Raw genomic sequence first — 22,467 nt, 5'->3', positions numbered from 1 at the left:
TTCAAATCCTATCCTACCCCATTGAAGCGCTGCTCAGTTCAGTCAGAAAGCAACCGAATCAGACATCTCTCGCAACACCATCCACTGCGTCAGTTTTTCCGCATACGCCAAGGTATAAGCCGGACTGCTCGACGGCAGCGCGGCGATGCGGTAGTGGGCGGCGTGCTCGCCCAGCACCTTCATGCCCAGCTTGTGGGCGGTCCCGCCGTTGAAGGCGATGGCGGTGATCCGGGGATGGCGGGCCAGGAGCTCGGGCAAGTCGTTGTCGTCGCGGTGGCGGATCGCGCTGTCCAGGCTGCCGGTGCGATGGGCTGCCGCCACCACGTCCCATAAACCGACGCCGTGACGCAGCAGGGCCTGCAGGCGCTGGTCATACGGCAGCGGCACCAGGTCGGTGCCGATCACGGCCGAAATCAACATCCAGAAACGGTTTTGCGTGTGCGCGTAGTACTGCGCCTGGGCCAGCGATTTTTCGCCGGGCAAGCTGCCCAGCACCAGCAACCGCGTGTTGGCGTCGACAACCGGCGCGAAGCACTGTTTTCGTTCCATTGCGCCATTCGTGAACAAGATGGCGGCAATTGTACCGTCAACGGAACAGCGAGTGGCCGAACAGGGTTTGGACGGCGCTCTGGATCGGCTCTTCGGACAACATCAGCACCAGGGCGGTGCTCACGGCAACGTAGAGAATCACGGAAACAACTTTAATTTGCAGCGCGGTTTTCATGACCGCCTCCGGTTCAAGTGGTGTATGCACGAATTCATCATAGTTCGTTTTTGATAATTTTCCCTTGTCTTTACATAATTTAATGTGATCAGCCAACACCGGGGAAAAGGGTCCCGGAAAAATGGCAGCTAGGCAAGTTACTGGCCGGACAGCTATACTGGTTTGATGTCAACACCGCTGCTCTTCATTACCGCCTGCCTGATCTGGGGCTCCACCTTCTTCGCCATCACGCTGCAATTGGGCGAGGTGGCGCCGGCGGTCTCGGTGGCCTACCGTTTCGGCCTGGCTGGCGCGGTGCTGTTCGCCTGGTGCGCGGTGCGCGGCGACAAGCTGTGGCTGCCTTGGCGCGCGCAGCGCTGGCTGCTGGCGCAAGGCCTGGCCACTTTCGCACTCAGCTATATCTGTACCTACACGTCCGAGCAATACCTGGTCTCCGGGCTGGTGGCGGTGCTGTTCGCCTTGATGGTGTTCTGGAACCCGCTGTTCAACCGCTACGCCTTCGGCACCGCGGTCAGCCGCCGCACGTTTGCGGCCGGCGGCGTGGCCATCCTCGGCGTGATCCTGCTGTTTTCCCATTCCATCGCCGGCGCCTGGCGCGACCTGTCTCTTGGCGGCAGCGGCCACTTTTTATTGGGCCTAGTGCTGGCGCTGCTGGCCACCATCGCCAGCACGGTCGGCAACTTGCTGGTGATCAAGGTGCGCGAGCATTCATCGAATGTGTTGCTGGGTATGGCGTGGGCCATGACCTGGGGCAGCCTGCTGGTGGCGGCGTGGGTGCTGGTGAGCGGCCAGCAGTTCACTTTGTCGCGTGCGCCGCAGTACTGGGCGGGCTTGCTGTACCTGTCGCTGTTCGGCTCGGTGATCGCGTTTGCCGCCTACTTCACGCTGATCCACCGCATCGGCTCGGACAAGGCCGTGTACATTGGCGTGGTCACGCCGGTGATCTCGGTGTTGCTGTCGATCCAGCTCGAACATTACCGTCCCGGCGCGGTCGAATGGGCAGGCATGGTATTGTGTCTGTCCAGCGTCGCCTGGGCGTTGCAACCTCCTTCTGTTACCGTCAAAAATACATGAGTACATCAGAACTGATCATCCGCCCGGCCGAACCGGCCGACATCCCTGCCATCTTCGGCATGATTTTCGAACTGGCCGTCTTCGAAAAGCTCGAACACATGGTCGTCGCTGACGAAGCCATGCTGCACGAGGCGCTGTTTTCCGACAAGCCCACCTGCGAGGCCATCGTCGGCGAGACCGACGGCGAAGTCGTCACTTTCGCGCTGTTCTTCCATAATTTTTCCACCTTCCTGTGCAAGAAAGGCCTGTACCTGGAAGACCTGTACGTCAAGCAGTCGATGCGCGGTCGCGGCTACGGCAAGCAGATGCTGGTCGCGCTGGCGCAAATCGCCACGGAGCGCGACTGCGGCCGCTTCGAGTGGTCGGTGCTGGACTGGAACGCCAGCGCCATCTCGTTCTACGAAGGCATGGGCGCCACCATCATGCCCGACTGGCGCATTTGCCGCGTTACCGGCGAAGCGCTCACCCAACTGTCTGCCCAGCGCTAAAAAAATTCCCGCGACACGGGAAGTCATCGCGGGACTGAACCCGTTGTCAGGGGGAGGGAGACGTTGCAACGGGTTCACTATAGCCGCGCCCTGCCCGCCCGAGGACAGGCATTACAATCCCTTACGCGCTGCAAAATCTGCTTACACGGCTTTACATCAACCGGCAACTTCCCCGTACCGGCTTACAGTCGTGGCGCGGGCGCGCGGCTGGCAAAGCGCTCGAGCAGCTCGAACACGGCCTGCGTGAGCAGCGCCAGCACCGCTGCCGGAATGGCGCCGGCCAGCAGCATCTGGTTGTCGTTGAGCGCCAACCCGATCGTGATGCGCTCGCCAAAACCGCCGGCACCGATGAAGGCGGCAATGGTGGCCGTGCCCACGCTCATTACCGCTGCCGTTTTCACCCCGGCCAGAATCACCGGCAGCGCCAGCGGCAACTCGATCAGCCACAGGCGCTGGCTTGGGCGCAAGCCCAGCGCCAGCGCGGCCATGCGCAAGCCGGGCGACACCTGCAATAGCCCGGTGCAGGTGTTGCGCACGATGGGCAGCAGCGCGTACACCACCAGCGCGATCAGCGCCGGCACCGTGCCTATCATCCCCAGCAGCGGTATCAGCAAGGCCAGCAGCGCCAGCGACGGCACCGTTTGCAGCACGCCGGTCACGCCCAGCACCACTTGCCGCAGGCGCGGATAGACCGCTGCCAGCACGCCGAGCGGTACGCCCATCAGGCAGGCCAGTCCCACCGCCACCAGGACCAGCGTCAGGTGCTGGCGCGTGAGGCGGCCCAGGTTTTCATCGAATATTTTGCCGGCCAATCCGGTGCGCCAGGACGATGCCGGCCGGGCATCCGCTGCGGTCGATGCGCCAGTGGTCGATGCTGCGGCGCTTGGCGCCACATTGGCCTTGGCGCCCGCCGGTCCGCCGGCGGCCAGCCACTCGCGCGCCACCTGGCTAAAACTCTTGCCGTCGATTTCAGCGGCTGCATTCATGGCGATCATGGCGTCGGCGCTGATGCGTCCTTCCAGCTTTTCGATGGCCGTCCACGCTGCGGGAAAACGCCGGGCGGCATCGAGCCGGTACAGCAGCACGGCGTCATAACGGGGGAAGTAAGCAAGGTTATCGTCCAGCACGCGCAAGCCGTACTGGCGAATCTTGGCGTCGGTGGAGTAGATGTCGATGACGTCGGTCTGGCCCTGGCGCAGGGCCTCGTAGGCCAGGCCGTGATCAAGGCCTTGCGGACGCTGCGGCAGGCCGTAGGTCCTGGCCAGGCCCGGCCAGCCGTCGGCGCGGCCGATGAATTCGTGCGACAGGCCGAAGCGCAGCGCCGGCTGTTTGGCCAGGTCGGCGATGGTGCGGGTGTCGGCGGCATCGCCGCGCATGGCCAGCGAGTAGGTATTATTAAAACCCAGGGGAACGGCGATACCCAGGCCCATGGGCGCCAGTTCCTTGCGCATCTGCTCGAGCGACGTCGCCTTGGGATGCTTGAGGATTTCGAGGTCGATGGTACCCAGGTATTCGGCATAGACATCGATGCGGCCGGCCTGCAGGGCAGCGAGCACGATGGCGGTATTGCCGAGGCCCTGCAAGTGCGTGACCCTGGCGTGCGGCGCGGCCACTTGCGTGAGCACCTCGCCCAGGATGTACGACTCGGTGAAGCGCTTGGAGCCGACGTGCAGGGTATCGTCAAGGGCATGCGCCGGAACGCACCAGGAGCACAAGGTGCACAGCATGAAAATCAGGGGCAGCCAGGCTGGCGGTCGTGCGTGCACAAAGTCTCCGAATCAGTGGTCAATCCGGCCAGCTTACCATTGGCTGAGCTTACCCGGCCGGGAGCACCTGTGGCGAACGCAGTATGCCAGCGTTGACCACGCCCTGGCACGGATTGAAGCCGATCGCGTACGCCAGCTCACCCGGGCGGGCGATGCGCCACAGCGCGAAATCGGCGCGCTTGCCCACCGCCAGCGTGCCCACCTGGTCGTGCAGGCCCAGTGCGCGCGCCGCGTGCACGGTGCAGCCGGCCAGCGCTTCCTGGGGCGTCAGGCGCCACAAGGTGCACACCATGTTCATCGCCAGCAGCAGCGAAGTCATCGGAGAAGTGCCGGGGTTGCAGTCGGTCGCTACCGCCATCGGCACGCCCAGCGCGCGCAAGGCGCTCACCGGAGGCGGGTTGGTGTCGCGTAAAAAATAATAGGCGCCCGGCAGCAACACGGCCACGGTGCCGGCAGCGGCCATGGCGGCGATGCCTTCGGAACTCAGGTGTTCGAGGTGGTCGGCGGAGAGGCCGTCGTAGCGCGCCACCAGTTCGGCGCCGCGCTGGTCGGACAGTTGCTCGGCGTGCAGCTTGACCGGCAAGCCGTGTGCCTGCGCCGCCTGGAACACGCGCTCGGTCTGCTCATGCGAAAAGCCGATGCGCTCGCAAAACGCATCGACCGCATCGACCAGGCCTGCAGCCGCCAGCGGCGCGATCATCGCGCACACGGCGTCGATGTAGTCGTCGGCGCGGCCCACGTATTCGGGCGGCAGCGCGTGGGCGCCCAGGAAGGTGGTGGCCACCTGCACCGGCAGCTCGCGCCCGATGCGGCGTGCCACGCGCAGCATTTTCTCCTCCGACGCCAGGTCGAGGCCATAGCCGGACTTGATTTCGATGGTGGTCACGCCCTCGGCCAGCAGGCTGCGCACGCGCGGCAGGCTTTGCGCCAGCAGTTCGTCGGCGCTGGCGGCGCGCGTTGCGCGCACGGTGGACATGATGCCGCCGCCGGCGCGGGCGATGTCCTCGTAGGTGGCGCCGTTGAGGCGCGCTTCGAATTCGCCGCTGCGGTTGCCGGCGTGGACGACGTGGGTGTGGCAGTCGATCAGGCCGGGCGTGAGCCAGCAGCCGCCGCCATCGTGCACTGTGGCGGCCTGGTTTGTGGGCAAGGCCGCCCGTGGCCCCAGCCAGGCGATGCGGCCGCCCTTGACGGCAATCGCGCCATCGAGGATCGCGCCGTAGCCGCTCTCGTCATGGGCGCCATCGCCGGCCATGGTAGCCAGGTGCACATTGATGAACAACAGGTCCCACGCCATGGGCAGCCTTTAATTGGCGATGAGATCGACGACGAACACCGTGGCCTGGGCCGATTCCAGCGTCCAGTCCTGTTCGCCCTCGAGCACCAGCAAGTCGTAGCGCACCAGCGCCAGCCGTTCGCGCGCGCTGCACACCGACAGGCTCTCGCCATCGGCCAGGAACACCAGCGTGGTGCCGCTGCGGCAAGGCAGCGGCACGCTGCCGCAGACCACGAACGGTTCGATCCGGTGGCGGTAGCGGCCGCGCCGGGTAAGGACGTTGAAGTCGAGCGTGGATTGCCCATGGACGGTGGCGTGGACGGCATCCTCGCCGGCAAACTCCACCAGCGGTTCGCTGGGACTGAGCACCACGCGCTCGTCGCCGAAGTCGAGCAGCACGCCGTCGCCGGCCACCATCACCAGCGTGCGGTCGACGCCGGGAAACTGCGAGAACGGACCGTCTTCGGCAATGCTGGCCAGGCTCACGCGCCAGTCGAAATCGTCGATGCCGGCGCCGGGCGGCGACATCGCCAGCTCGGTGGTGACGCCGCCGCCGTTCTTCCACGGCGTGGGCCGCAGGCTTGCATACTGGATTAGCCGGTTCATCGGAACTCCCTCAGTTCTGCCATCGTTTGCTTGAAGCGCGCCGCAATCGGCTGCTGCGCCACGTGTTGTGCGTTGCGTACCACCCACCTGCCACCGGCCATGACGTCGCGCACCAGGTTGTCGTTGCCGCTGAAGACCAGGCTACCCAGCACCTCGTGCAGCGCCAGCCCATCCAGGTTGGGATGCGCATCGTCGAGCACCAGCAGGTCAGCCCGGCGGCCCGGCGCCAGCGCGCCCACCGGCCGCCCAGCCGCCTGCGCCCCGCCCTGCAAGGCGCCCTGCCATAAAAAGTCGCCCACCTGGCGCTGCTCTTTTGACACAGCGATATTGCGGCGCTGCTGCTGCAGGCGCTGGCCATACTCGAGCCAGCGCAGTTCTTCCACCGGGCTTTGCGACACGTGGCTGTCGCTGCCGATGCCAAAGCGTCCTCCCACCGCGAGGAAATCCTCGAGCGGAAACAGGCCGTCGCCCAGGTTGGCCTCGGTGGTGGGACACAAGCCCGCCACCGCGCCGCTGGCGGCGATGCTGCGCACTTCGCCGTTGGTCAGATGCGTTGCATGGACCAGGCACCAGCGACCATCGACCGCCACCTGGTCGTATAACAATTCCACCGGGCGCCGGCCGGTGTGGTCCAGCGACTGCTGCACCTCCGCCTGCTGCTCGGCGATATGCACATGCACCGGCCGCCCCGCTGGCAAGACCGCCAGCACCTGGTTGATCTGCGCAATCGATGCCGCACGCAGCGAATGCGGCGCCACGCCCACCTCGGTCTGGCCATCGCGCAGCGGCGCCAGCGCCTCGATCACGCGCAGCACGTCGTCGGCATCGGTGCGGAAACGCTGCTGCTCGGGCTTCAACGGGCTGTCGTTAAAACCTGAATAACTATACAACACCGGCAGCATGGTGACGCCGATTCCCGCCAACCGTGCGGCGGCAATCACGCGCTCGGCGGTTTCGGCCGGCCGGTCGTACCAGTCGCCATTCGGCTGGCGTTGCACGTAGTGGAATTCGCACACCGAGGTGTAGCCGTGGCGCAGGCATTCGGAGAACAGCTGGGCGGCAATCGCCTCGATGTGGTCGGGTGTGATGTTGCGTGCGAAGCGGTACATCAGGTCGCGCCAGGTCCAGAAGCTGTCATGGCTACCAGGACCATCGGCGGCAAATTCCGTGCGCCCGCCCAGCGCGCGCTGGAAACTGTGCGAGTGCAGGTTGACCATGCCGGGCAGCGCATACGCTACCCGCTCGACGCCGGCCGGCGGCGTACTGCCGGGAGTGACGTCCACCAGGTCGCCGGCCACGCTCCATTCAAGCAGCACATCGTTGCGCCAGCCATCCGGTAACAGCGCATGGCGGGCGAAGAGTTGATTCATGCAGTCACCCAGTCGGCCGCCGCCTGCGTCATCTCGCGCAGCAGGCCCTGCACGTGTACCGCGCGATCGGGCCGGTAGCCGTACGGCGCTTCCTCGTCCATGTACACCGACTGGCACATCTCCAACTGGATCGCGTGCACGCCGATGTCGGGGCGGCCATAAAAGCGCGTGATATGGCCACCCTTGAAGCGACCGTTGACGGCCACGCTGTAGCGGTCCTGCACCAGCGCGCGCGACACCACGGCGTGCGCCAGGCCCGGCGCGCAAGTCGTGCCATCGGCAGTGCCGAAGTTCAGGTCGGGCAGCTTGCCCTCGAAAAAGCGCGGCACCTTCGAGGCGATCGAATGCGCGTCCCACAGCGCCACCCGGCCGTGGATGGCCAGCAGCCGGTCGAGCTCCGCGCGCAGGCGCGCGTGGTACGGCTGCCAATACAGCTGCAGGCGCCGTTCCACCTCGGCCTGGTTGGGCACCTGGCCGTCCAGGTACAGCGGCTCGCGGTGAAAGGTATCGACCGGGCACAGGCCGGTGGTGTCCTGGCCCGGGTACAGGTTGGTGTTTTCGGGCGGGCGATTCAAATCGATCGCGTAGCGCGACCAGCGCGCCGAGATGGTCGAGGCGCCCATCTCCTGCAAAAATCCGTACAGGCGCGCCAGGTGCCAGTCGGTATCCTGGCGGTCGGTAGCGGCTGCGGTCATGGTGGCCGCGATCTCGTCGGGGATGTCGGTGCCCACGTGGGGCATGGACACCAGCAAGGGGATGGTGCCGGCCTGGAACTGGTAATCCATGTCGTCTCCGTTGTTATGGATGTAATGCTGCAAACAGCTCGCGGCACGAGGCGCTCAGTTCCCCGCGCATGACCATGCCCTTGGCAGCCTCGATATCAGGCGCGAAGAAGCGGTCGGCGTCAAAAAACGGCACCGACCGGCGCAGCTGCGCATGGACGTGCTCGAGGTGCGGCGCGGTGGTGAGCGGACGATGGAAATCGATGCCCTGCGCGGCCGCCATCAGCTCGATGCCGATGATGACCGCCGTGTTCTGCGCCATATCGTCCAGGCGCCGCGCCGCGTACGTCGCCATGCTGACGTGGTCTTCCTGGTTGGCGGACGTGGGAATGGTATCCACGCTGCCCGGGTGCGCCAGCGACTTGTTCTCGGACGCCAGCGCGGCGGCGGTGACGTGGGCGATCATGAAGCCGGAATTGACGCCCGGCTCGGGCACCAGGAACGGCGGCAGGCCAGACAGGGTCGCGTCGATCAGGAGCGCGATGCGGCGCTCGGCGATGCTGCCGATCTCGGCGATCGCCAGTGCCAGCGTGTCGGCCGCAAAGGCCACCGGCTCGGCGTGGAAATTGCCGCCCGAGACCACCACCGACAGTTCGCCATCCTTGAACAGCAGCGGGTTGTCGGTGACGGCGTTCGCTTCGATCAGCAGGGTGCGCGAGGCGTTGTTGATGATGTCCCAGCAGGCGCCCATCACCTGGGGCTGGCAACGCAGGCAGTACGGGTCCTGCACCCGCTCGTCGCCAACCAGGTGCGAGGCGCGGATCGCACTATCGGCCACCAGTTGGCGGTAGATGGCGGCAGCGGCGATCTGGCCCGGCTGGCCGCGCACTTCGTGCACGCGGGCGTCGAACGGTGCATCGCTGCCCTTGGCGGCGTCGAGCGACAGCGCGCCGGACACAAAACCCGCTTCCAGCAGGCGCTCGGCCATGAACAGGCCGTGCAGCGCCAGCGCGGTCGACACTTGCGTGCCGTTGATCAGCGCCAGGCCCTCTTTGGCGGCCAGCACCACCGGCGCGATGCCGGCGGCCTGCAACGCTGCGGTGGCGTCCATCAGGGTGCCGTTCATGCGCACCTGGCCCACGCCCAGCATGGCCAGCGTCATGTGCGACAGCGGCGCCAGGTCGCCCGAAGCGCCTACCGAACCCTTGGCGGGAATGGCCGGCATGATGCCGGCGTTGTACAGCGCGATCAGGGTGTCGATGATGAGCGGGCGCACGCCCGAGTAGCCGCGCGCCAGGCTGCCGATCTTCATCAACATGATCAGGCGGCAGACGGCGTCCGACACCAGCTCACCGGTGCCTACCGAGTGCGACAAAATAAGGTTGCGTTGCAGCTGTTCGAGCTTGTCGTCGGGGATGCGGGTTTTGGCCAAGAGGCCAAAGCCGGTGTTGATGCCATAGGCGGCGTCGCCCTTGGCGACGATGGCGCGCACGGCGGCGGCCGACGCTTCGATCACGGGATAGGCGTCGGCGGCTAGCGCCAGCGGTGCGGCTTGGTTCCAGACGGCGCGCAAGTCGGAGAGCGTCAGCGCGCCCGGTTTTAAAGTGAGGGTCATCATCATTTGATCATTGGAAGGTTAAGGCCATTGCGCTGGGCGCAGGCGATGGCGGTATCGTAACCGGCGTCGGCGTGGCGCATCACGCCCGAGCCGCTGTCGTTGACCAGTACCCGCGCCAGGCGCTTGGCGGCGGCGTCGGTGCCGTCGGCCACGATCACCACGCCCGAGTGCTGCGAGTAACCCATGCCCACGCCACCGCCGTGGTGCAGCGACACCCAGGTAGCGCCACCGGCGGTGTTGAGCAAGGCGTTGAGCAAGGGCCAGTCGGAGACGGCGTCGGTGCCGTCTTTCATGGATTCGGTTTCGCGATTGGGGCTGGCCACCGAGCCGGTGTCGAGGTGGTCGCGGCCGATCACGATCGGCGCCTTCAATTCACCGGTGCGTACCATCTCGTTGAACGCCAGGCCAGCCAGGTGGCGCTCGCCCAGGCCGAGCCAGCAGATGCGCGCCGGCAGGCCCTGGAAGGCAATCCGTTCGCGCGCCATGTCGAGCCAGCGGTGTACCTGCGCATGGTGCGGGAACAGTTCCTTGATCTTGGCGTCGGTTTTATAGATGTCTTCCGGGTCGCCCGACAGCGCCACCCAGCGGAACGGCCCGCGCCCCTCGCAGAACTGCGGCCGGATGTACGCCGGCACGAAACCGGGGAAATCGAAAGCGTTGGCCACGCCGTGGTCGAGCGCCACCTGGCGGATGTTGTTGCCGTAATCGACCACTTTCGCGCCGAGCGCCTGGAAGTCCAGCATCGCCTGCACGTGCACCGCGCACGAGGCGGCAGCGGCATCTTTCAATTGCGCGTGACGGGCCGGGTCGGCCTGCGCCGCCTTCCATTCCTGGACGGTCCAGCCCTGCGGCAGGTAGCCGTTGATCAGGTCATGGGCCGAGGTCTGGTCGGTGACCATGTCGGGCGCCAAACCGCCCGCGCGGGCGCGGCGCACCAGTTCGGGCAGCACGTCGGCGGCGTTGCCGAGCAGGCCGATGGAAATCGCGTCGCCATTGGCCTTGTGCTGCGCGATCATGGCCAGCGCTTCGCCGATGCTGGCGGCCTGCTTGTCGAGGTAACGGGTACGCAGGCGGAAGTCGATGCTCGACTGCTGGCACTCGACGGTAAGCGACACCGCGCCGGCCATGGTGGCGGCCAGCGGCTGGGCGCCGCCCATGCCACCGAGGCCGGCGGTGAGCACCCAGCGCCCTTTGAGGTCGCCGCCGAAATGCTGGCGCCCCGCTTCGGCAAAGGTTTCGTAGGTGCCCTGGACGATGCCCTGGGTGCCGATGTAGATCCACGAGCCGGCCGTCATCTGGCCGTACATGAACAGCCCCTTGCGGTCGAGTTCATTGAAGTGTTCCCAATTGGCCCACTTGGGCACCAGGTTGGAGTTGGCGATCAGCACCCGTGGCGCATCCTCGTGGGTCTGGAACACGCCCACCGGCTTGCCGGACTGGATCAAGAGGGTCTGGTTGTCTTCCAGTTCGCGCAGCGAGGCCAGGATCTGGTCGTAACAGGCCCAGTCGCGCGCGGCGCGGCCGATGCCGCCGTAGACCACCAGGTGCTGCGGGTTCTCCGCCACTTCCTTGTCGAGGTTGTTCTGCAACATGCGGTACGCGGCCTCGGCGCCCCAGTTCTTGCAGGTCAGCTCGGGGCCGCGCGGGGCGCGGATGTCGCGGGTGGGGTCGAAACGCGGGTCCTGGTTCATATGAGCTCCTGCTCCTGGGGGTGGAAAGTGCCCCTAGCATAGGTTGTCTATACAACCAAGTCAACCGCCTTTTTTATAGACCCGCTTTCCTCCCATCCAGGTCTGCAGCACCACCGTCTTGCCCAGCTGCTCGGGCGGCGCCGTGAAGATGTCGCGGTCGATCAGGATGAAATCGGCCCACTTGCCCGGCTCCAGCGACCCGATCAGATTTTCCTGGCGCGCCGCATACGCGGCGTCGAGCGTGAAGCAGCGCAGCGCCTCGTTAAGCGTCATGGCCTGGTTCTTATACCAGCCACCAGCCGGCGCGCCGGCCGCGTTCTGCCGCGTGACTGCCGCGTGCAGGCCTTCGAACGGATCGGGCGGCTCTACCGGGAAGTCCGAGCCGCAGGCAATCCGCGAGCCCTGGTCGAGGAAGGTGCGCCAGGCGTAGGCGCCCTTGATGCGTTCGTGCCCCACCCGTTGCTCGGCCATGTTCTGGTCCGACGTGGCGTGGGTGGGCTGCATCGACGGGATGATGCCCAGCGTCTTGAAGCGCGGGATGTCCTCCGGCGTGACCACCTGCGCGTGTTCGATGCGGTGGCGCAGCGCACCGGCGTTGTACTTCGGGATCAGCTGGGCGTAGGCGTCGAGGATCTGGTGGTTGCCGGCGTCGCCGATGGCGTGGACGTTGACCTGGTAGCCGGCCTTCATCGCCTTGTCCATCTTCGCCTGCATGGCGGCGTTCTGCTGGAACAGCAGCCCCCTGGTCGATGGCATGTCCGAGTACGGCGCGATCAGCGCGGCGCCCCGGCTGCCCAGCGCGCCGTCCGAGAACAGCTTGACGGCGGCCAGCGCGTACGTGTCGTTGGCGTAGCTGGCGAGCGGGCCGTCCTTGGACAGCTCGTCGAACGCGGCGCCGGTGTCGGCGATCATGGCGTACACGCGAGTGGTGAGTTTGCCGTGGTCGGCGTAGTCGCGGTAGATGCCATCCTCGGCCACGGAGATGCCGGCGTCGTGCACGCTGGTCAGGCCCGACTTGGCCAGCAGCGCCAGCGCGTTGTCGAGCATGGCGCGTGCCTGGGCCGGCGTCGGCAGCGGCACCACCTTGTCGGCCAGCGCCATGGCGCTGTCGACCAGCACCCCGGTGGGGTTGCCCTTGGCGTCGCGCTCGATCTTGCCGCCGGCGGGGTCCGGCGTATCCTTGGTGATGCCGGCCATGGCCAGCGCCGTGCTATTGAGCCAGGTGGCGTGCACGTCCACCCGGCGCAGCAGCACCGGGCGGTCGCTCACCACCGCGTCGAGATCGGCGGCAGTGGGAAAGCGGCCCAGCTTCCAGGCTTCCTGGTTCCAGCCATTGCCGATGATCCAGGCATTCTTGGGATGGGCGCGGGCAAAATCCGCCACCGCGCGCAGCGCCGCCGGCAGCGACGTGGGCGTAAACAGGTCCACGCCGGAGGCGATTTCGCCCAGCCCGAACACGTGGCCGTGGGCGTCGATCAGCCCTGGCAGCAAGGTCTTGCCCTGGGCATCGACGTGCTTCGCACCGGGCAGCGCGGCGGCGGTTTGCGCCTCGCTGCCCGCCACCACCACCTTGCCCTGGGCGTCGAACGCCAGCGACGTGAAGCGCTGCAGCGTACCGGCCGCCGTTAAGGTGTAGCCGTTGGCGTGGTCGATGACGGTCTGTGCCTGGGCCGGGGCCAGGGCGGTGAAGGCCAGCGCCAGGGCGGCGGGCGTAAGAGTGGTGCGCATCGTTTTCTCCATTCGGAACCAGGGTGCCAGTGTAGCGAAGTTTGCCGGGCTACAGGACGGGTACAATGGCGGTTTCGCCGAAATCACCACAACCCAGTGAACAGCCGCCAACTCTATTACCGCCTGCTCAAGGAATTCCGCCCTTACCTGTGGATCGCGATCGCCACCCTGTTCGCGGTGGGCCTGGCCGCCGCCACCGACGTGCTGCTGGTGCGCCAGCTGCAAAGCGTGATCGATGCGCTGGCGCCGTCGCATGCGATCGGCGCGGTGCGCCCGCCCCCCACCGGCCTGACGGCAGTGGTGCAGAACTGGCTCACCAGCATCCTGCCCCAGAGTACCGGCAACATGGCGCTGTGGAGCATTCCGGCCGTGATCTTCGGCCTGGCCATGATGCGCATGCTGTCGAGTTTTGTGGGCGAATACGGCGCCGCGTGGTTGAGCAGCCGGGTGCAGGCCAACCTGCGTGAGCTCATGTTCGCCCGCATCATGCGCCTGCCCACCGGCTTTTTCGACCAGTCGTCCACCGGCACCACGCTCTCGCGCGTGGCGTTCGACGCCGCCCAGGTGGCGCAGGCCGGCCTGACGGTGCTCAACGTGGCGGTGCGCGATTCTGTGCTCACCATCGGCTACCTGATCACGATGTTCGTCTCGGACTGGCAATTGTCGCTGTTCTGCCTGATCCTGATGCCGCTGGTGGCGGGCGTGGTCACTTTTGCGGGACGCCGCATGCGCAAACTGAGCCAGAGCGCGCAGGGGGCCATGGGTGACCTGACCAATGTGCTCGACGAGAGCATCAGCGGCCAGCGCGTGGTCAAGATTTTCGGTGGCCAGGAATATGAACAAACCCGCTTCGACCGCGTGGTCAAGCTCAATCGCCAGCTGGCCGTCAAGCACGCGGCCACTTCCGCCCTCAACTCCGGCGTGATCATGCTGCTGATCGGTATTACGCTGTCGTCGGTAATCTATTTCTCGCTGCTGCGCCACCAGGCCGGCGCGCTGTCGGCCGGCGACTTTGTCTCGTTCATCTTTGCGCTGATGGCGATGCAGTCGCCGATCAAGAACCTCACCAAGATCAACGAGCCGCTGCAAAGGGGCCTGGCCGCCGCCGATTCGGTCTACAGCCTGATCGACACCGACACCGAAGCCGACACCGGCCAGCACACCACCGCCCGCGCCGACGGCCAACTGTCGTTCAAGGACGTGAGTTTCCAGTACCTGGGCGCTGACGGCACCCCGCTGGTGGCCGACGCCAGGCCGGCGCTCGATCAGGTGTCGCTCGATATCCGCGCCGGCGAAACGGTGGCGCTGGTGGGTAGCTCGGGCAGCGGCAAGACCACGCTGGCCAGCCTGTTGCCGCGCTTTTACGACGTGAGCGGCGGCGCCATTACGCTCGACGGCGTGGATGTCCGCGCGTACGCGCTCGCCTCGCTGCGCCGGCAGATCGCGCTGGTCAGCCAGGACGTGGTGCTGTTCAACGACACGCTGGCCGCCAATATCGCCTACGGCGATCCGGCGCCGTCGCAGGAGCGCATCGAAGCGGCCGCGCGCGCCGCCCACGCCCACGAGTTCATCATGCGCCAGCCGCAGGGCTACCAGTCGCAGGTAGGGGAAAATGGCACGCGCCTGTCAGGCGGCCAGCGCCAGCGCCTGGCGATCGCCCGCGCCATTTACAAGGACGCGCCGATCCTGATCCTGGACGAGGCCACCAGTGCGCTCGACACCGAATCGGAACGCCTGGTGCAGCAAGCGCTCGAGCGCCTGATGCAGGGCCGCACCACGGTGGTGATCGCCCACCGCCTGTCCACCATCGAAAACGCCGACCGCATCGTGGTGCTCGACGGCGGCAAGATCCGCGAAGTGGGCAGCCACGACGAACTGCTGGCCAACAACGACATGTACGCGCGCCTGTACCACACGCAAAAAATCACTCAGGTAGCATCGTGAAAGATGATGCCCAGCGTATGGCGTGAGCCGGCGCGTAGCCGGCTCACGCCGTGGCGCATGGCCACCCGGTAGACGTTGCCGCGCGCACCCTGCACCGGGCGGTGGTTGACCGGGAAGATCACCAGGTCGCCGCGTTTGAGGGGCACTACCTCCAGCCGCGACTGCATGCGCGGACGCTGCTCGGTCAGCACGAACTCCCCGCCCTCGAAATCCGCGCCCGGTTCGCTCAACAGGATCGCCGCCTGCAAGGGAAACACGTGTTCGCCATAGAGATCCTGGTGCAGGCAGTTGTAGTCGCCTGGGCCATATTGAAGCAGCAACGGCGTGGGCCGGGCCTGGCCGGCGGCGTGGCAGCGGGCCAGGAAATCGGCATGGTCCGGCGGAAAGCGCGCGGCGATATCGAGCACCTCGTGCCAGCGGTTGGCAATCGCCGCCAGTGGCGCGTACAGCGACTGGCGCAGCGCGGCGACCACCGACGGCAGCGGGTAACGAAAATACTGGTACTGGCCGGCCCCAAAACCATGCTGCGCCATCACCACGCGGCTGCGAAACAGCTGCGGCTGCGCATATTGGGCGGCGACGGCCGCGCACTCGGGCGCGGTCAACAGGCCGGGCGCGATGGCGTAGCCGTGGGCGGTGAGTTCGTCCGCAACGGCTTGCCAGTCCAGCCCTGCCACGTGCACGGCAATGCCGGCGGCCGCGCCCACGCCCTGGCGGCCGGCATCGCGCGGTGCGTGAATCACTTCGCGCGGCGCGCGCTCCGGCACGCCTTGCTGAAAATTCAACTCTCCGTTAGCCATGCGCGCTACTCCTGCCGTTCGCGGTCGAGCAGCGCGGCCTTGCGGTCGACGCCCCAGCGGTAGCCGGAAATGGAGCCGTCGTTGCGCACCACCCGGTGGCACGGTATCGCCACGGCCAGCGCATTGGCCGCGCAGGCGCCGGCCACAGCGCGCGCACCCTTGGGCAGGCCCACCAGCTCGGCCAGTTCGGCGTAGCTGACGGTGCGCCCGGCGGGAATCGCGCGCAACGCCTGCCACACGCGCTGCTGGAACGCGGTGCCGCGCACGTCCAGGGGCAGGTCCAGGCCCAGTTCCGGGTGCTCCACCATGCCGACCACGCGCGAGACCACCTGCTCGTAGTCGGCCTCCGCGCCGATCAGCTCCGCCTTGGGGAACCGGTCCTGCAGGTCGCGCACAAGGAAATCGGGATCGTCGTCGAGCAGGATCGCGCAAATACCTTGATCTGTGCTGGCGACCAGGATGGCGCCCAGCGAGCAGGCCGCAATCGCAAAGCGGATCTGCGCGCCTTGCCCGCCGGCCCGGAATGCCGTGGGCGTCATGCCCAGCACCGCCGGCGCCTGCGCATAAAAGCGGCCGCTGGAATTGAAGCCGGCCGCGTACAAGGTGTCGGTGACCGACGCCTGCTGCGTCAGTCCATCCTGCACCCGCCGCGCGCGGCCGGCGTTGGCATACGCCTTGGGCGTGATGCCGGTGGCCGCCTTGAAGATGCGGTGGAAGTGGAAGCGGCTCACGCCAACGGCCGCCGCCAGCGCGTCGAGGTCGGGCGCGTCGTCGCCAGCCTGGGCGGCGGCGTCGATCAGGGCGCAGGCACGCGCCGCGATGGCAGCCTGGCGCGCGGCCAGCGGCGGCTGGTCGGGCTTGCAGCGCAGGCAGGGACGGAAGCCGGCATGCTCGGCGTCGAGGCGGCTGGCGTGGAAGGCGACATTCTTGCGCAGCGCGGGCCGGGCCGCGCACGACGGCCGACAGTACACGCCGGTGCTGCGCACCGAGTACCAGAACACGTCGTCGGCGCCGGCGTCGCGCGCCTGCACGGCGGCCCAGCGTGCGGCGTCGTCGGCGTAGGCAAGGTTGAACAAAGCTGAGGAACCCATCTCGAACTCCATGAATGTATGGCAATGCAGCCATCGTAGTCACCGGCGCGGGCAGCCACACTCCGGCGCTTGCTTTCGAATTGTATGTCGATGCTAAAATGCCCGCGCAGCCGCCTTCGAGTGCGGCCTACGGAGACGCGGTTTGGACCAGCCAGCAAACAATCAATCACCTGACCATACCCCGATTTTCCAGCGGATCAAGGATTATTTACTGGCCCAGATCGGCGCCGGCGTGTGGAAGGAAGGCGACGTGATTCCTTCCGAGCAGGCCCTGGTCAAGCAGTTCGGCGTCTCGCGCATGACCGTCAACCGCGCCGTGCGCGAACTGACGGCCGAGCAGGTCCTCACGCGGCGCCAGGGTTCCGGCACCTACGTGGCCCAGCAAAAATACCAGTCCACCCTCTTGCAGATCAAGTCGATCGCCGAGGAAGTGCGCGCGCGCGGCCACGTCCACCGCAGCAGCCTGCAGCACCTGGAACAATTAAAGGCGAGCGAGTTGATGGCCAAGCAGTTCGAGCTGGCGGCCGGCCATCCGTTGTTCCACTCGGTGATCATCCATTTTGAAAACGGCGTGCCGATCCAGGTGGAAGACCGCTGGGTCAATCCCGACTGCGCGCCCGACTACATGGACCAGGACTTCGGCGCCATCACTCCCAATGAATACCTGATGCAGGCCGCGCCGCTGCAAGGGGCCAGCTACAGCATCGAGGCGCTGCCGGCGCCGCGCGAGATCGCCGACATGCTGGCCATCGAGGTGCGCCAGGCCTGCCTGGTGCTGCGTCGCCAGACCCTGTCGGGCGGGCGCATCGCCACCATCGCCACCATGTGGCACCCGGGACACCGCTACCAGTTTGCCGGCAGCTTCACCCAATAGTCCATCGCCTAAGTTGCTTTCAAGTAACAAGCAGCGACGACCGAAAAGCGCCTTGCAAATCTCACCCATTGTCACGGAAAACCACAAATATCTGCTCTTTTGCGCAGGCGTTTTCACGTCCGCGCAACACATGGCGATCTCGATCATGCGGCGCCAATTGCGGCCGTTAAAGCTGATATAGTTGCCCGCAGACAGAATAATCCGCCCCCAGAAAGGCCAACCTTGTTCCGCACGCGCATCCGCATCGCTTTGCCATCGTGGCGCCAGATGGCGCATCGGTGGGCCGCATGCATGTTCATTGCAGCCGGCGCGGCAGGGGTGCTGCACGCTGCCGACGCGGGCGCGGCCGAAAAAGTCGCGATCCAGCTCAAGTGGCAACACCAGTTCCAGTTCGCCGGCTATTACGCGGCCCAGGACCAGGGCTATTATCGCGATGCCGGCATCGACGTAACGCTGCTCGAAGCGACGCCGGGCAGCGACCCGGTGCAGGCGGTGGCCGAGGGCCGCGCCCAGTACGGCGTGGGCAATACCACGCTGCTGCTGGCGCGCGCGCTGGGTCACCCGGTGGTGGTGCTGGCCTCGGTGTTTCAGCATTCCGCCGCCGCGCTGCTGGTACGCCACGGCCCCGATGGCAAACCGCGCCCCTGGCCCGGCAGCCGCATCATGATGGCGGCCAACAACGAGGAACTGACCGCCTACCTGAAAAAGACCGGGGTGCGCTACGACAGCATGTACCAGCTGGCGCACACCTACAATTTCGACGATTTCCTGGCTGGCCGGGTAGACGCCATGTCGTTCTACACCACCCAGGCGCTGTTCGCGCTCGAACGCAGCAAGGTGCCGTTCGAGGTGCGCTCGCCGCGCAGCGCCGGCCTCGATTTCTATGGCGACGTGCTCTATACCACCGAGAGCGAACTGCGCGAACACCCGGCGCGCGCCGAGGCGCTGCGCCAGGCCACCCTGCGCGGCTGGCATTACGCCATGGCCCACCCGGCCGAGATGGCCGACCTGATCCGCGCGCGCTACCCGGAGCGCCACAGCCGCGAACAGCTGATGCATGAAGCCGCGCAAATGGTGCCGCTGCTGCAGCAGGACTTGGTGGAGCTGGGCTACAGCAATCCCGAGCGCTGGCAGGCCATCGCCCGCGCGTACCGCGAGCAGGGCATGCTGCCCGCCGACTTCCGCCTCGACGGCTTCGTGTACCAGCCGCGCGTGGTGCATCCGCTGCTGCGCTACGGCCTGCCGGTCCTGGGCGCGGTCATCCTGCTGGCAGCGGCCATCGCCATCTGGCGCCTGCGCCGCCAGGCGCTGGCGCTGCGGCGTGCGCGCCTGGAGCTGACCCGCTCCGAAAGCGTGGCCGGCTTGGCACTGGAGGGCTCCGGTGAGGGCGTCTGGGAATGGCAGCTCGACGCCGGCAAGCTGATACTGTCGGCGCGCTCGCGCCAGCTGCTCGGGCATGACGAGCAGGCGCCCTATCCGTCCAGCCTCGAACAATGGCGGTCCGATATCCACCCCGACGACATGGCCCGCGTGGACCGCAACGTGGACGAATACCTGGCGGCCAGCGCGGTGCACGATAGGCGCTTCGTCGTCGAACATCGCATGCGCTGCCGCGACGGCAGCTGGAAGTGGCTGCTGGCGCGCGGCACCGTCATCGAGCGCGCCGCCGATGGCCGGCCCCTGCGCGCCATGGGCACCTTCGCCGACATTACCGAGCGGGCCAACGACGAAGAGGCGCGTCTGTGCGCGGTGATCGACGCCACGCCCGGGGCCATGCTGATCGCCGACCGGGACGGACGCGTGCGCTATGCCAACCCGGCCTGCGCGCGCAGCTTCGGCGCCGAGGACAACCTGGCCGGGCGCAGCATGGAGCAGCTGGCGCCCGACACCATGCGCAGCACCGGCCGCGCGCGCGAGCTGTTCGCCCGCCCCGGCCTGCCGGGCCGGGTGATGAACGCCCACCGTGCCGACGGCAGCACCTTCCCGGCCATGGTGCACCTGGCGCCGCTGGACCTGGGCGGCCAGCAGCTGGTAATGGTGACCCTGCGCGACATGACCCAGCGCCAGCGCGCCGAAGAAGCCATGCACGCCAGCTCCGAGCGCTACCGCCTGATCGTGCAGACCGCCGCCGAAGGCATCTGGATGACCGACGCCGACGACCGCACCACCTTCGTCAATCCCACCATGGCCGCCATGCTGGGCGTGGAAGTGGACCAGGTGATGGGCCGCAGCATGACCGAATTCATGGACGACGCCGGCCGCCTGCTGCTCAAGCAGCACTTGCAGCGCCACCTGGCGGGCGAGGCGATCCAGGGCGACATCCACCTGCGCCGTCCCGACGGCGGCGAATTGTGGTGCCTGCTCTCTACCACCGTGATCAGCTCCGACGTGGGCCACTACGCCGGCACGCTGGCCATGCTCACCGATATCACGGCCCGCCGCGCCGCCGAGGATGCGCTGCGCCTGACCGGGCAGCGGCTGGCGTCGATCTTCAATGCCGTGACCAACGGCCTGGTGATGGTCGATGGCCGCGGCGTGATCCTGGAGAGCAACGCTGCCGCCGCGCGCATGCTGGCGCACGCCATGGAACTGGACCAGCGCGGCGAGTGCGACGGCCTGTGGTGCGGCGTGCGCGAGGACGGCAGCACCTTCGATCGCGTCAGCCACCCGGTGCGCCTGGCCACCGTCACCGGCCTGCCGGTGCGCGACGTGGTGATGGGGATCACGCAACCCGACGGCGCCATGCGCTGGCTGTCGATCAACGCCGAGCCGATTGCGGACGCCAGCGGCGCGGTGCCGCTGGTGGTAGTCAGCCTGACCGACATCAGCGACCGCAAGCGCGGCGCCGACGCGCTGCGCGAATGGAACGAGCACCTCGAAGAGCGCGTCTTGATGCGCACCCGCGAACTGGAACAGGCGCGCCACCAGGCCGAGGAAGCGAGCCAGTACAAGGGCCAGTTCCTGGCCCACATGAGCCACGAGATCCGCACCCCGATGAACGGCGTGATCGGCATGGCCTACCTGGCGCTCAAGACCGACCTCGATCCGCGCCAGCGCGACTACCTGGAAAAGATCCGCTTCGCCGGCGAACACCTGCTGGGCATCATCGACGACATACTCGACATCTCGAAGATCGAAGCCGGCAAGCTCGATATCGAGCAGGTCGATTTTGCGCTCGACCACGTGATCCAGACCCTCACCACGCTGGTGGCGCCCAGGGCCGCCAGCCGCGAACTGGAACTGGTGTTCGACCTCGACCCGCAACTGCCGCGCGTGCTGCGTGGCGACCCGCTGCGCCTGGGGCAGGTGCTGATCAACTACACCAACAACGCCATCAAGTTCAGCGCCAAGGGCCGCATCGACGTGCGGGTGCGCCAGGTGGTGGCCGACGCCAGCAGCTGCCTGCTGCGCTTCGAGGTGAGCGACTGCGGCATCGGCCTCTCGGAAGCGGAAATCGAGCGCCTGTTCCAGTCGTTCCAGCAGGCCGACACCTCCACCACGCGCGAGCATGGCGGCACCGGCCTCGGCCTGGCCATTTGCAAGCAGCTGGCGCAGCTGATGGGCGGCGAGGTAGGCGTGCGCAGCGAACCGGGCGTGGGCAGCACCTTCTGGTTCACCGCGCGCCTTGGCATTTCCGACGCCAGCGTGCCGCAGATGATCGAGCGGGTGCAGGACGCCGCCGCCGAACTGCAGGCCGCCACGCTGGGCGCGGCCGTGATGACCACGCTCAAGGGCGCGCGCATCCTGCTGGTGGAGGACAACACCTTCAACCAGCAGATCGCGCTGGAGATGCTGGAAGACGTGGGCGCGTCGGTCTGCCTGGCGGCCAACGGCCAGGAGGCGCTCGACCTGCTGCGGCAAGCCGCCTTCGACTGCGTGCTGATGGACGTGCAGATGCCGCTGATGGACGGCCTGGAAGCGACCCGTCACATCCGCGCCGACCCGCGCCTGGCCGGCCTGCGGGTGCTGGCCATGACCGCCACGGCGACCAGCGACGACCGCGCCCGCTGCAGCGCCGCCGGCATGGACGACTTCATCTCCAAGCCGATCCAGCCGGCCGTGATGTATCGCACCATCGCCAACTGGCTGCCGTCAGAACGTACCGAACCGGCGCCAGAGCGCGAGCGGCCAGCCGTGCGCCCCGCCTTCAAGCCCACCCTGGCGGGCGACCCGGCCGTGATCGATTTGTCGATCCTGGCCAAGCTGCTCGGCTATCACCCGGAAAAGGTGCGCAAGTTCGCCTTCAAGTTCCTGCACAACGCCCAAGAGGGGTTGTCGGCGATGGAAGTGGCGTTAAAACGCGGCGACCTGGCGCAGGTGCGCGAGCTGTGCCACCGCCTCAAGTCGCCGGCGCGCACGGTGGGCGCGCTGGGCATGGGCGACATGCTGGCCAGCCTAGAGCTGCTGCCCGACGGCGCCAGCGACGCCGCCAACCTGGCCACCGCCCGCGCCAGCCTGGCCCGGCTGTGGCCGCTGCTGGAACAGATCACCGAACAGATTATGAATAACACCACGTTTGCCGACGAAAATTGACGTCAAAACTCAATCTCCGCACATTTATAAAAAATGGGTTATGATTTGATCCATTCCCGCCTGCCGACCTTTGTTGCCTTCCCTATCCCAGACATTGAATTCGCGCATTTCGTCGCCAAGTATTCTCTGTAACTGGCTTAACGGCAACACTGGCATCATCCCCAG

17 protein-coding genes are annotated in these 22,467 nt (G+C 66.8%); 5 read left to right on the top strand and 12 right to left on the bottom strand.

Annotated features, from left to right (window positions below):
- Positions 1 to 42: 42 nt before the first annotated feature.
- Both J2X54_RS13800 and J2X54_RS13795 read right to left on the bottom strand, forming a co-directional pair.
- A complete protein-coding gene (locus J2X54_RS13800) occupies positions 43 to 549 on the bottom strand; it encodes a DNA-deoxyinosine glycosylase (protein ID WP_070251232.1) in 507 nt (168 codons plus the stop codon).
- A 37-nt stretch (positions 550 to 586) separates the two neighbouring features.
- The gene (locus J2X54_RS13795; protein ID WP_310181413.1) at positions 587 to 754 is read right to left on the bottom strand and encodes a hypothetical protein; all 168 of its coding nucleotides are present in this window, start codon (positions 752 to 754) and stop codon (positions 587 to 589) included.
- A 135-nt stretch (positions 755 to 889) separates the two neighbouring features.
- Here J2X54_RS13795 and J2X54_RS13790 point away from each other — a divergent pair, with 135 nt between their 5' ends.
- The gene (locus tag J2X54_RS13790) at positions 890 to 1,798 is read left to right on the top strand and encodes a DMT family transporter (RefSeq protein WP_070251230.1); all 909 of its coding nucleotides are present in this window, start codon (positions 890 to 892) and stop codon (positions 1,796 to 1,798) included.
- Positions 1,795 to 2,286 (top strand): GNAT family N-acetyltransferase, encoded by a 492-nt coding sequence (locus J2X54_RS13785; protein ID WP_310181412.1) that lies wholly within the window; start codon positions 1,795 to 1,797, stop codon positions 2,284 to 2,286. Before J2X54_RS13790 ends, J2X54_RS13785 begins: the two co-directional genes overlap by 4 nt.
- Before the next feature lie 182 nt (positions 2,287 to 2,468).
- Here J2X54_RS13785 and J2X54_RS13780 read toward each other — a convergent pair whose 3' ends face one another.
- From J2X54_RS13780 to J2X54_RS13745, 8 genes are all read right to left on the bottom strand, one after another.
- Positions 2,469 to 4,013, bottom strand: a complete 1,545-nt coding sequence (locus tag J2X54_RS13780; protein ID WP_310182069.1) for a glycine betaine ABC transporter substrate-binding protein — start codon at positions 4,011 to 4,013, stop codon at positions 2,469 to 2,471.
- A gap of 88 nt (positions 4,014 to 4,101) precedes the next feature.
- On the bottom strand, positions 4,102 to 5,346 hold the full coding sequence (gene hutI, locus J2X54_RS13775; protein WP_310181411.1) for an imidazolonepropionase: 1,245 nt from the start codon (positions 5,344 to 5,346) through the stop codon (positions 4,102 to 4,104).
- 9 nt (positions 5,347 to 5,355) lie between these two features.
- Positions 5,356 to 5,931, bottom strand: coding sequence for a HutD family protein (locus J2X54_RS13770; protein WP_310181410.1), 576 nt, complete (start codon positions 5,929 to 5,931; stop codon positions 5,356 to 5,358).
- Complete coding sequence (locus J2X54_RS13765) at positions 5,928 to 7,301, bottom strand: formimidoylglutamate deiminase (protein WP_070247140.1); 1,374 nt, start codon at positions 7,299 to 7,301, stop codon at positions 5,928 to 5,930. The genes J2X54_RS13770 and J2X54_RS13765 overlap by 4 nt, the downstream gene beginning before the upstream one ends.
- Positions 7,298 to 8,086 carry an N-formylglutamate deformylase gene (gene hutG, locus J2X54_RS13760; protein ID WP_310181408.1) on the bottom strand — a complete coding sequence of 263 codons (789 nt, stop codon included), beginning with the start codon at positions 8,084 to 8,086 and terminating at the stop codon, positions 7,298 to 7,300. Before hutG ends, J2X54_RS13765 begins: the two co-directional genes overlap by 4 nt.
- A 13-nt stretch (positions 8,087 to 8,099) precedes the next feature.
- Positions 8,100 to 9,644, bottom strand: a complete 1,545-nt coding sequence (gene hutH, locus J2X54_RS13755) for a histidine ammonia-lyase (RefSeq protein WP_310181407.1) — start codon at positions 9,642 to 9,644, stop codon at positions 8,100 to 8,102.
- Positions 9,641 to 11,332 (bottom strand): urocanate hydratase, encoded by a 1,692-nt coding sequence (gene hutU, locus J2X54_RS13750; RefSeq protein WP_310181405.1) that lies wholly within the window; start codon positions 11,330 to 11,332, stop codon positions 9,641 to 9,643. Before hutU ends, hutH begins: the two co-directional genes overlap by 4 nt.
- Positions 11,333 to 11,392: 60 nt before the next feature.
- Positions 11,393 to 13,060: an amidohydrolase family protein gene (locus J2X54_RS13745; RefSeq protein ID WP_310181403.1), complete on the bottom strand. Its 1,668-nt coding sequence runs from the start codon at positions 13,058 to 13,060 to the stop codon at positions 11,393 to 11,395.
- 96 nt (positions 13,061 to 13,156) lie between these two features.
- Between J2X54_RS13745 and msbA the strand changes: the two genes are divergently transcribed.
- Entirely contained in the window at positions 13,157 to 15,004 is a 1,848-nt protein-coding gene (gene msbA, locus J2X54_RS13740; protein WP_310181402.1) for a lipid A export permease/ATP-binding protein MsbA, read from the top strand.
- On the opposite strand, the gene J2X54_RS13735 is transcribed toward msbA, so the two are convergent.
- A complete protein-coding gene (locus J2X54_RS13735) occupies positions 14,989 to 15,804 on the bottom strand; it encodes a 2OG-Fe(II) oxygenase (RefSeq protein WP_310181401.1) in 816 nt (271 codons plus the stop codon). The two genes, msbA and J2X54_RS13735, sit on opposite strands and share 16 nt — an antisense overlap.
- Positions 15,805 to 15,809: 5 nt before the next feature.
- Positions 15,810 to 16,907 carry a bifunctional DNA-binding transcriptional regulator/O6-methylguanine-DNA methyltransferase Ada gene (gene ada, locus J2X54_RS13730; protein ID WP_310181400.1) on the bottom strand — a complete coding sequence of 366 codons (1,098 nt, stop codon included), beginning with the start codon at positions 16,905 to 16,907 and terminating at the stop codon, positions 15,810 to 15,812.
- 130 nt (positions 16,908 to 17,037) lie between these two features.
- Between ada and hutC the strand changes: the two genes are divergently transcribed.
- The gene (gene hutC, locus J2X54_RS13725; protein WP_310181399.1) at positions 17,038 to 17,769 is read left to right on the top strand and encodes a histidine utilization repressor; all 732 of its coding nucleotides are present in this window, start codon (positions 17,038 to 17,040) and stop codon (positions 17,767 to 17,769) included.
- A 291-nt stretch (positions 17,770 to 18,060) separates the two neighbouring features.
- Positions 18,061 to 22,302, top strand: a complete 4,242-nt coding sequence (locus J2X54_RS13720; RefSeq protein ID WP_310181398.1) for a PAS domain S-box protein — start codon at positions 18,061 to 18,063, stop codon at positions 22,300 to 22,302.
- The last annotated feature ends 165 nt before the right edge of the window (positions 22,303 to 22,467 follow it).

It is taken from the genome of Duganella sp. 3397 (genome assembly GCF_031456625.1).
GTDB lineage: Bacteria > Pseudomonadota > Gammaproteobacteria > Burkholderiales > Burkholderiaceae_D > Rugamonas > Rugamonas phyllosphaerae.
This window is presented reverse-complemented; position numbering and strand designations above follow the sequence as displayed.

What these genes read in the sequence shown, in the direction of transcription:
- J2X54_RS13800 (WP_070251232.1), bottom strand. Translation starts at nt 549, where the DNA reads ATGGAACGAAAACAGTGCTTCGCGCCGGTTGTCGACGCCAACACGCGG.
- J2X54_RS13790 (WP_070251230.1), top strand. Translation starts at nt 890, where the DNA reads ATGTCAACACCGCTGCTCTTCATTACCGCCTGCCTGATCTGGGGCTCC.
- J2X54_RS13785 (WP_310181412.1), top strand. Translation starts at nt 1,795, where the DNA reads ATGAGTACATCAGAACTGATCATCCGCCCGGCCGAACCGGCCGACATC.
- J2X54_RS13780 (WP_310182069.1), bottom strand. Translation starts at nt 4,013, where the DNA reads ATGCTGTGCACCTTGTGCTCCTGGTGCGTTCCGGCGCATGCCCTTGAC.
- hutI (WP_310181411.1), bottom strand. Translation starts at nt 5,346, where the DNA reads ATGGCGTGGGACCTGTTGTTCATCAATGTGCACCTGGCTACCATGGCC.
- J2X54_RS13770 (WP_310181410.1), bottom strand. Translation starts at nt 5,931, where the DNA reads ATGAACCGGCTAATCCAGTATGCAAGCCTGCGGCCCACGCCGTGGAAG.
- J2X54_RS13765 (WP_070247140.1), bottom strand. Translation starts at nt 7,301, where the DNA reads ATGAATCAACTCTTCGCCCGCCATGCGCTGTTACCGGATGGCTGGCGC.
- hutG (WP_310181408.1), bottom strand. Translation starts at nt 8,086, where the DNA reads ATGGATTACCAGTTCCAGGCCGGCACCATCCCCTTGCTGGTGTCCATG.
- hutH (WP_310181407.1), bottom strand. Translation starts at nt 9,644, where the DNA reads ATGATGATGACCCTCACTTTAAAACCGGGCGCGCTGACGCTCTCCGAC.
- hutU (WP_310181405.1), bottom strand. Translation starts at nt 11,332, where the DNA reads ATGAACCAGGACCCGCGTTTCGACCCCACCCGCGACATCCGCGCCCCG.
- J2X54_RS13745 (WP_310181403.1), bottom strand. Translation starts at nt 13,060, where the DNA reads ATGCGCACCACTCTTACGCCCGCCGCCCTGGCGCTGGCCTTCACCGCC.
- J2X54_RS13735 (WP_310181401.1), bottom strand. Translation starts at nt 15,804, where the DNA reads ATGGCTAACGGAGAGTTGAATTTTCAGCAAGGCGTGCCGGAGCGCGCG.
- ada (WP_310181400.1), bottom strand. Translation starts at nt 16,907, where the DNA reads ATGGAGTTCGAGATGGGTTCCTCAGCTTTGTTCAACCTTGCCTACGCC.
- J2X54_RS13720 (WP_310181398.1), top strand. Translation starts at nt 18,061, where the DNA reads ATGTTCATTGCAGCCGGCGCGGCAGGGGTGCTGCACGCTGCCGACGCG.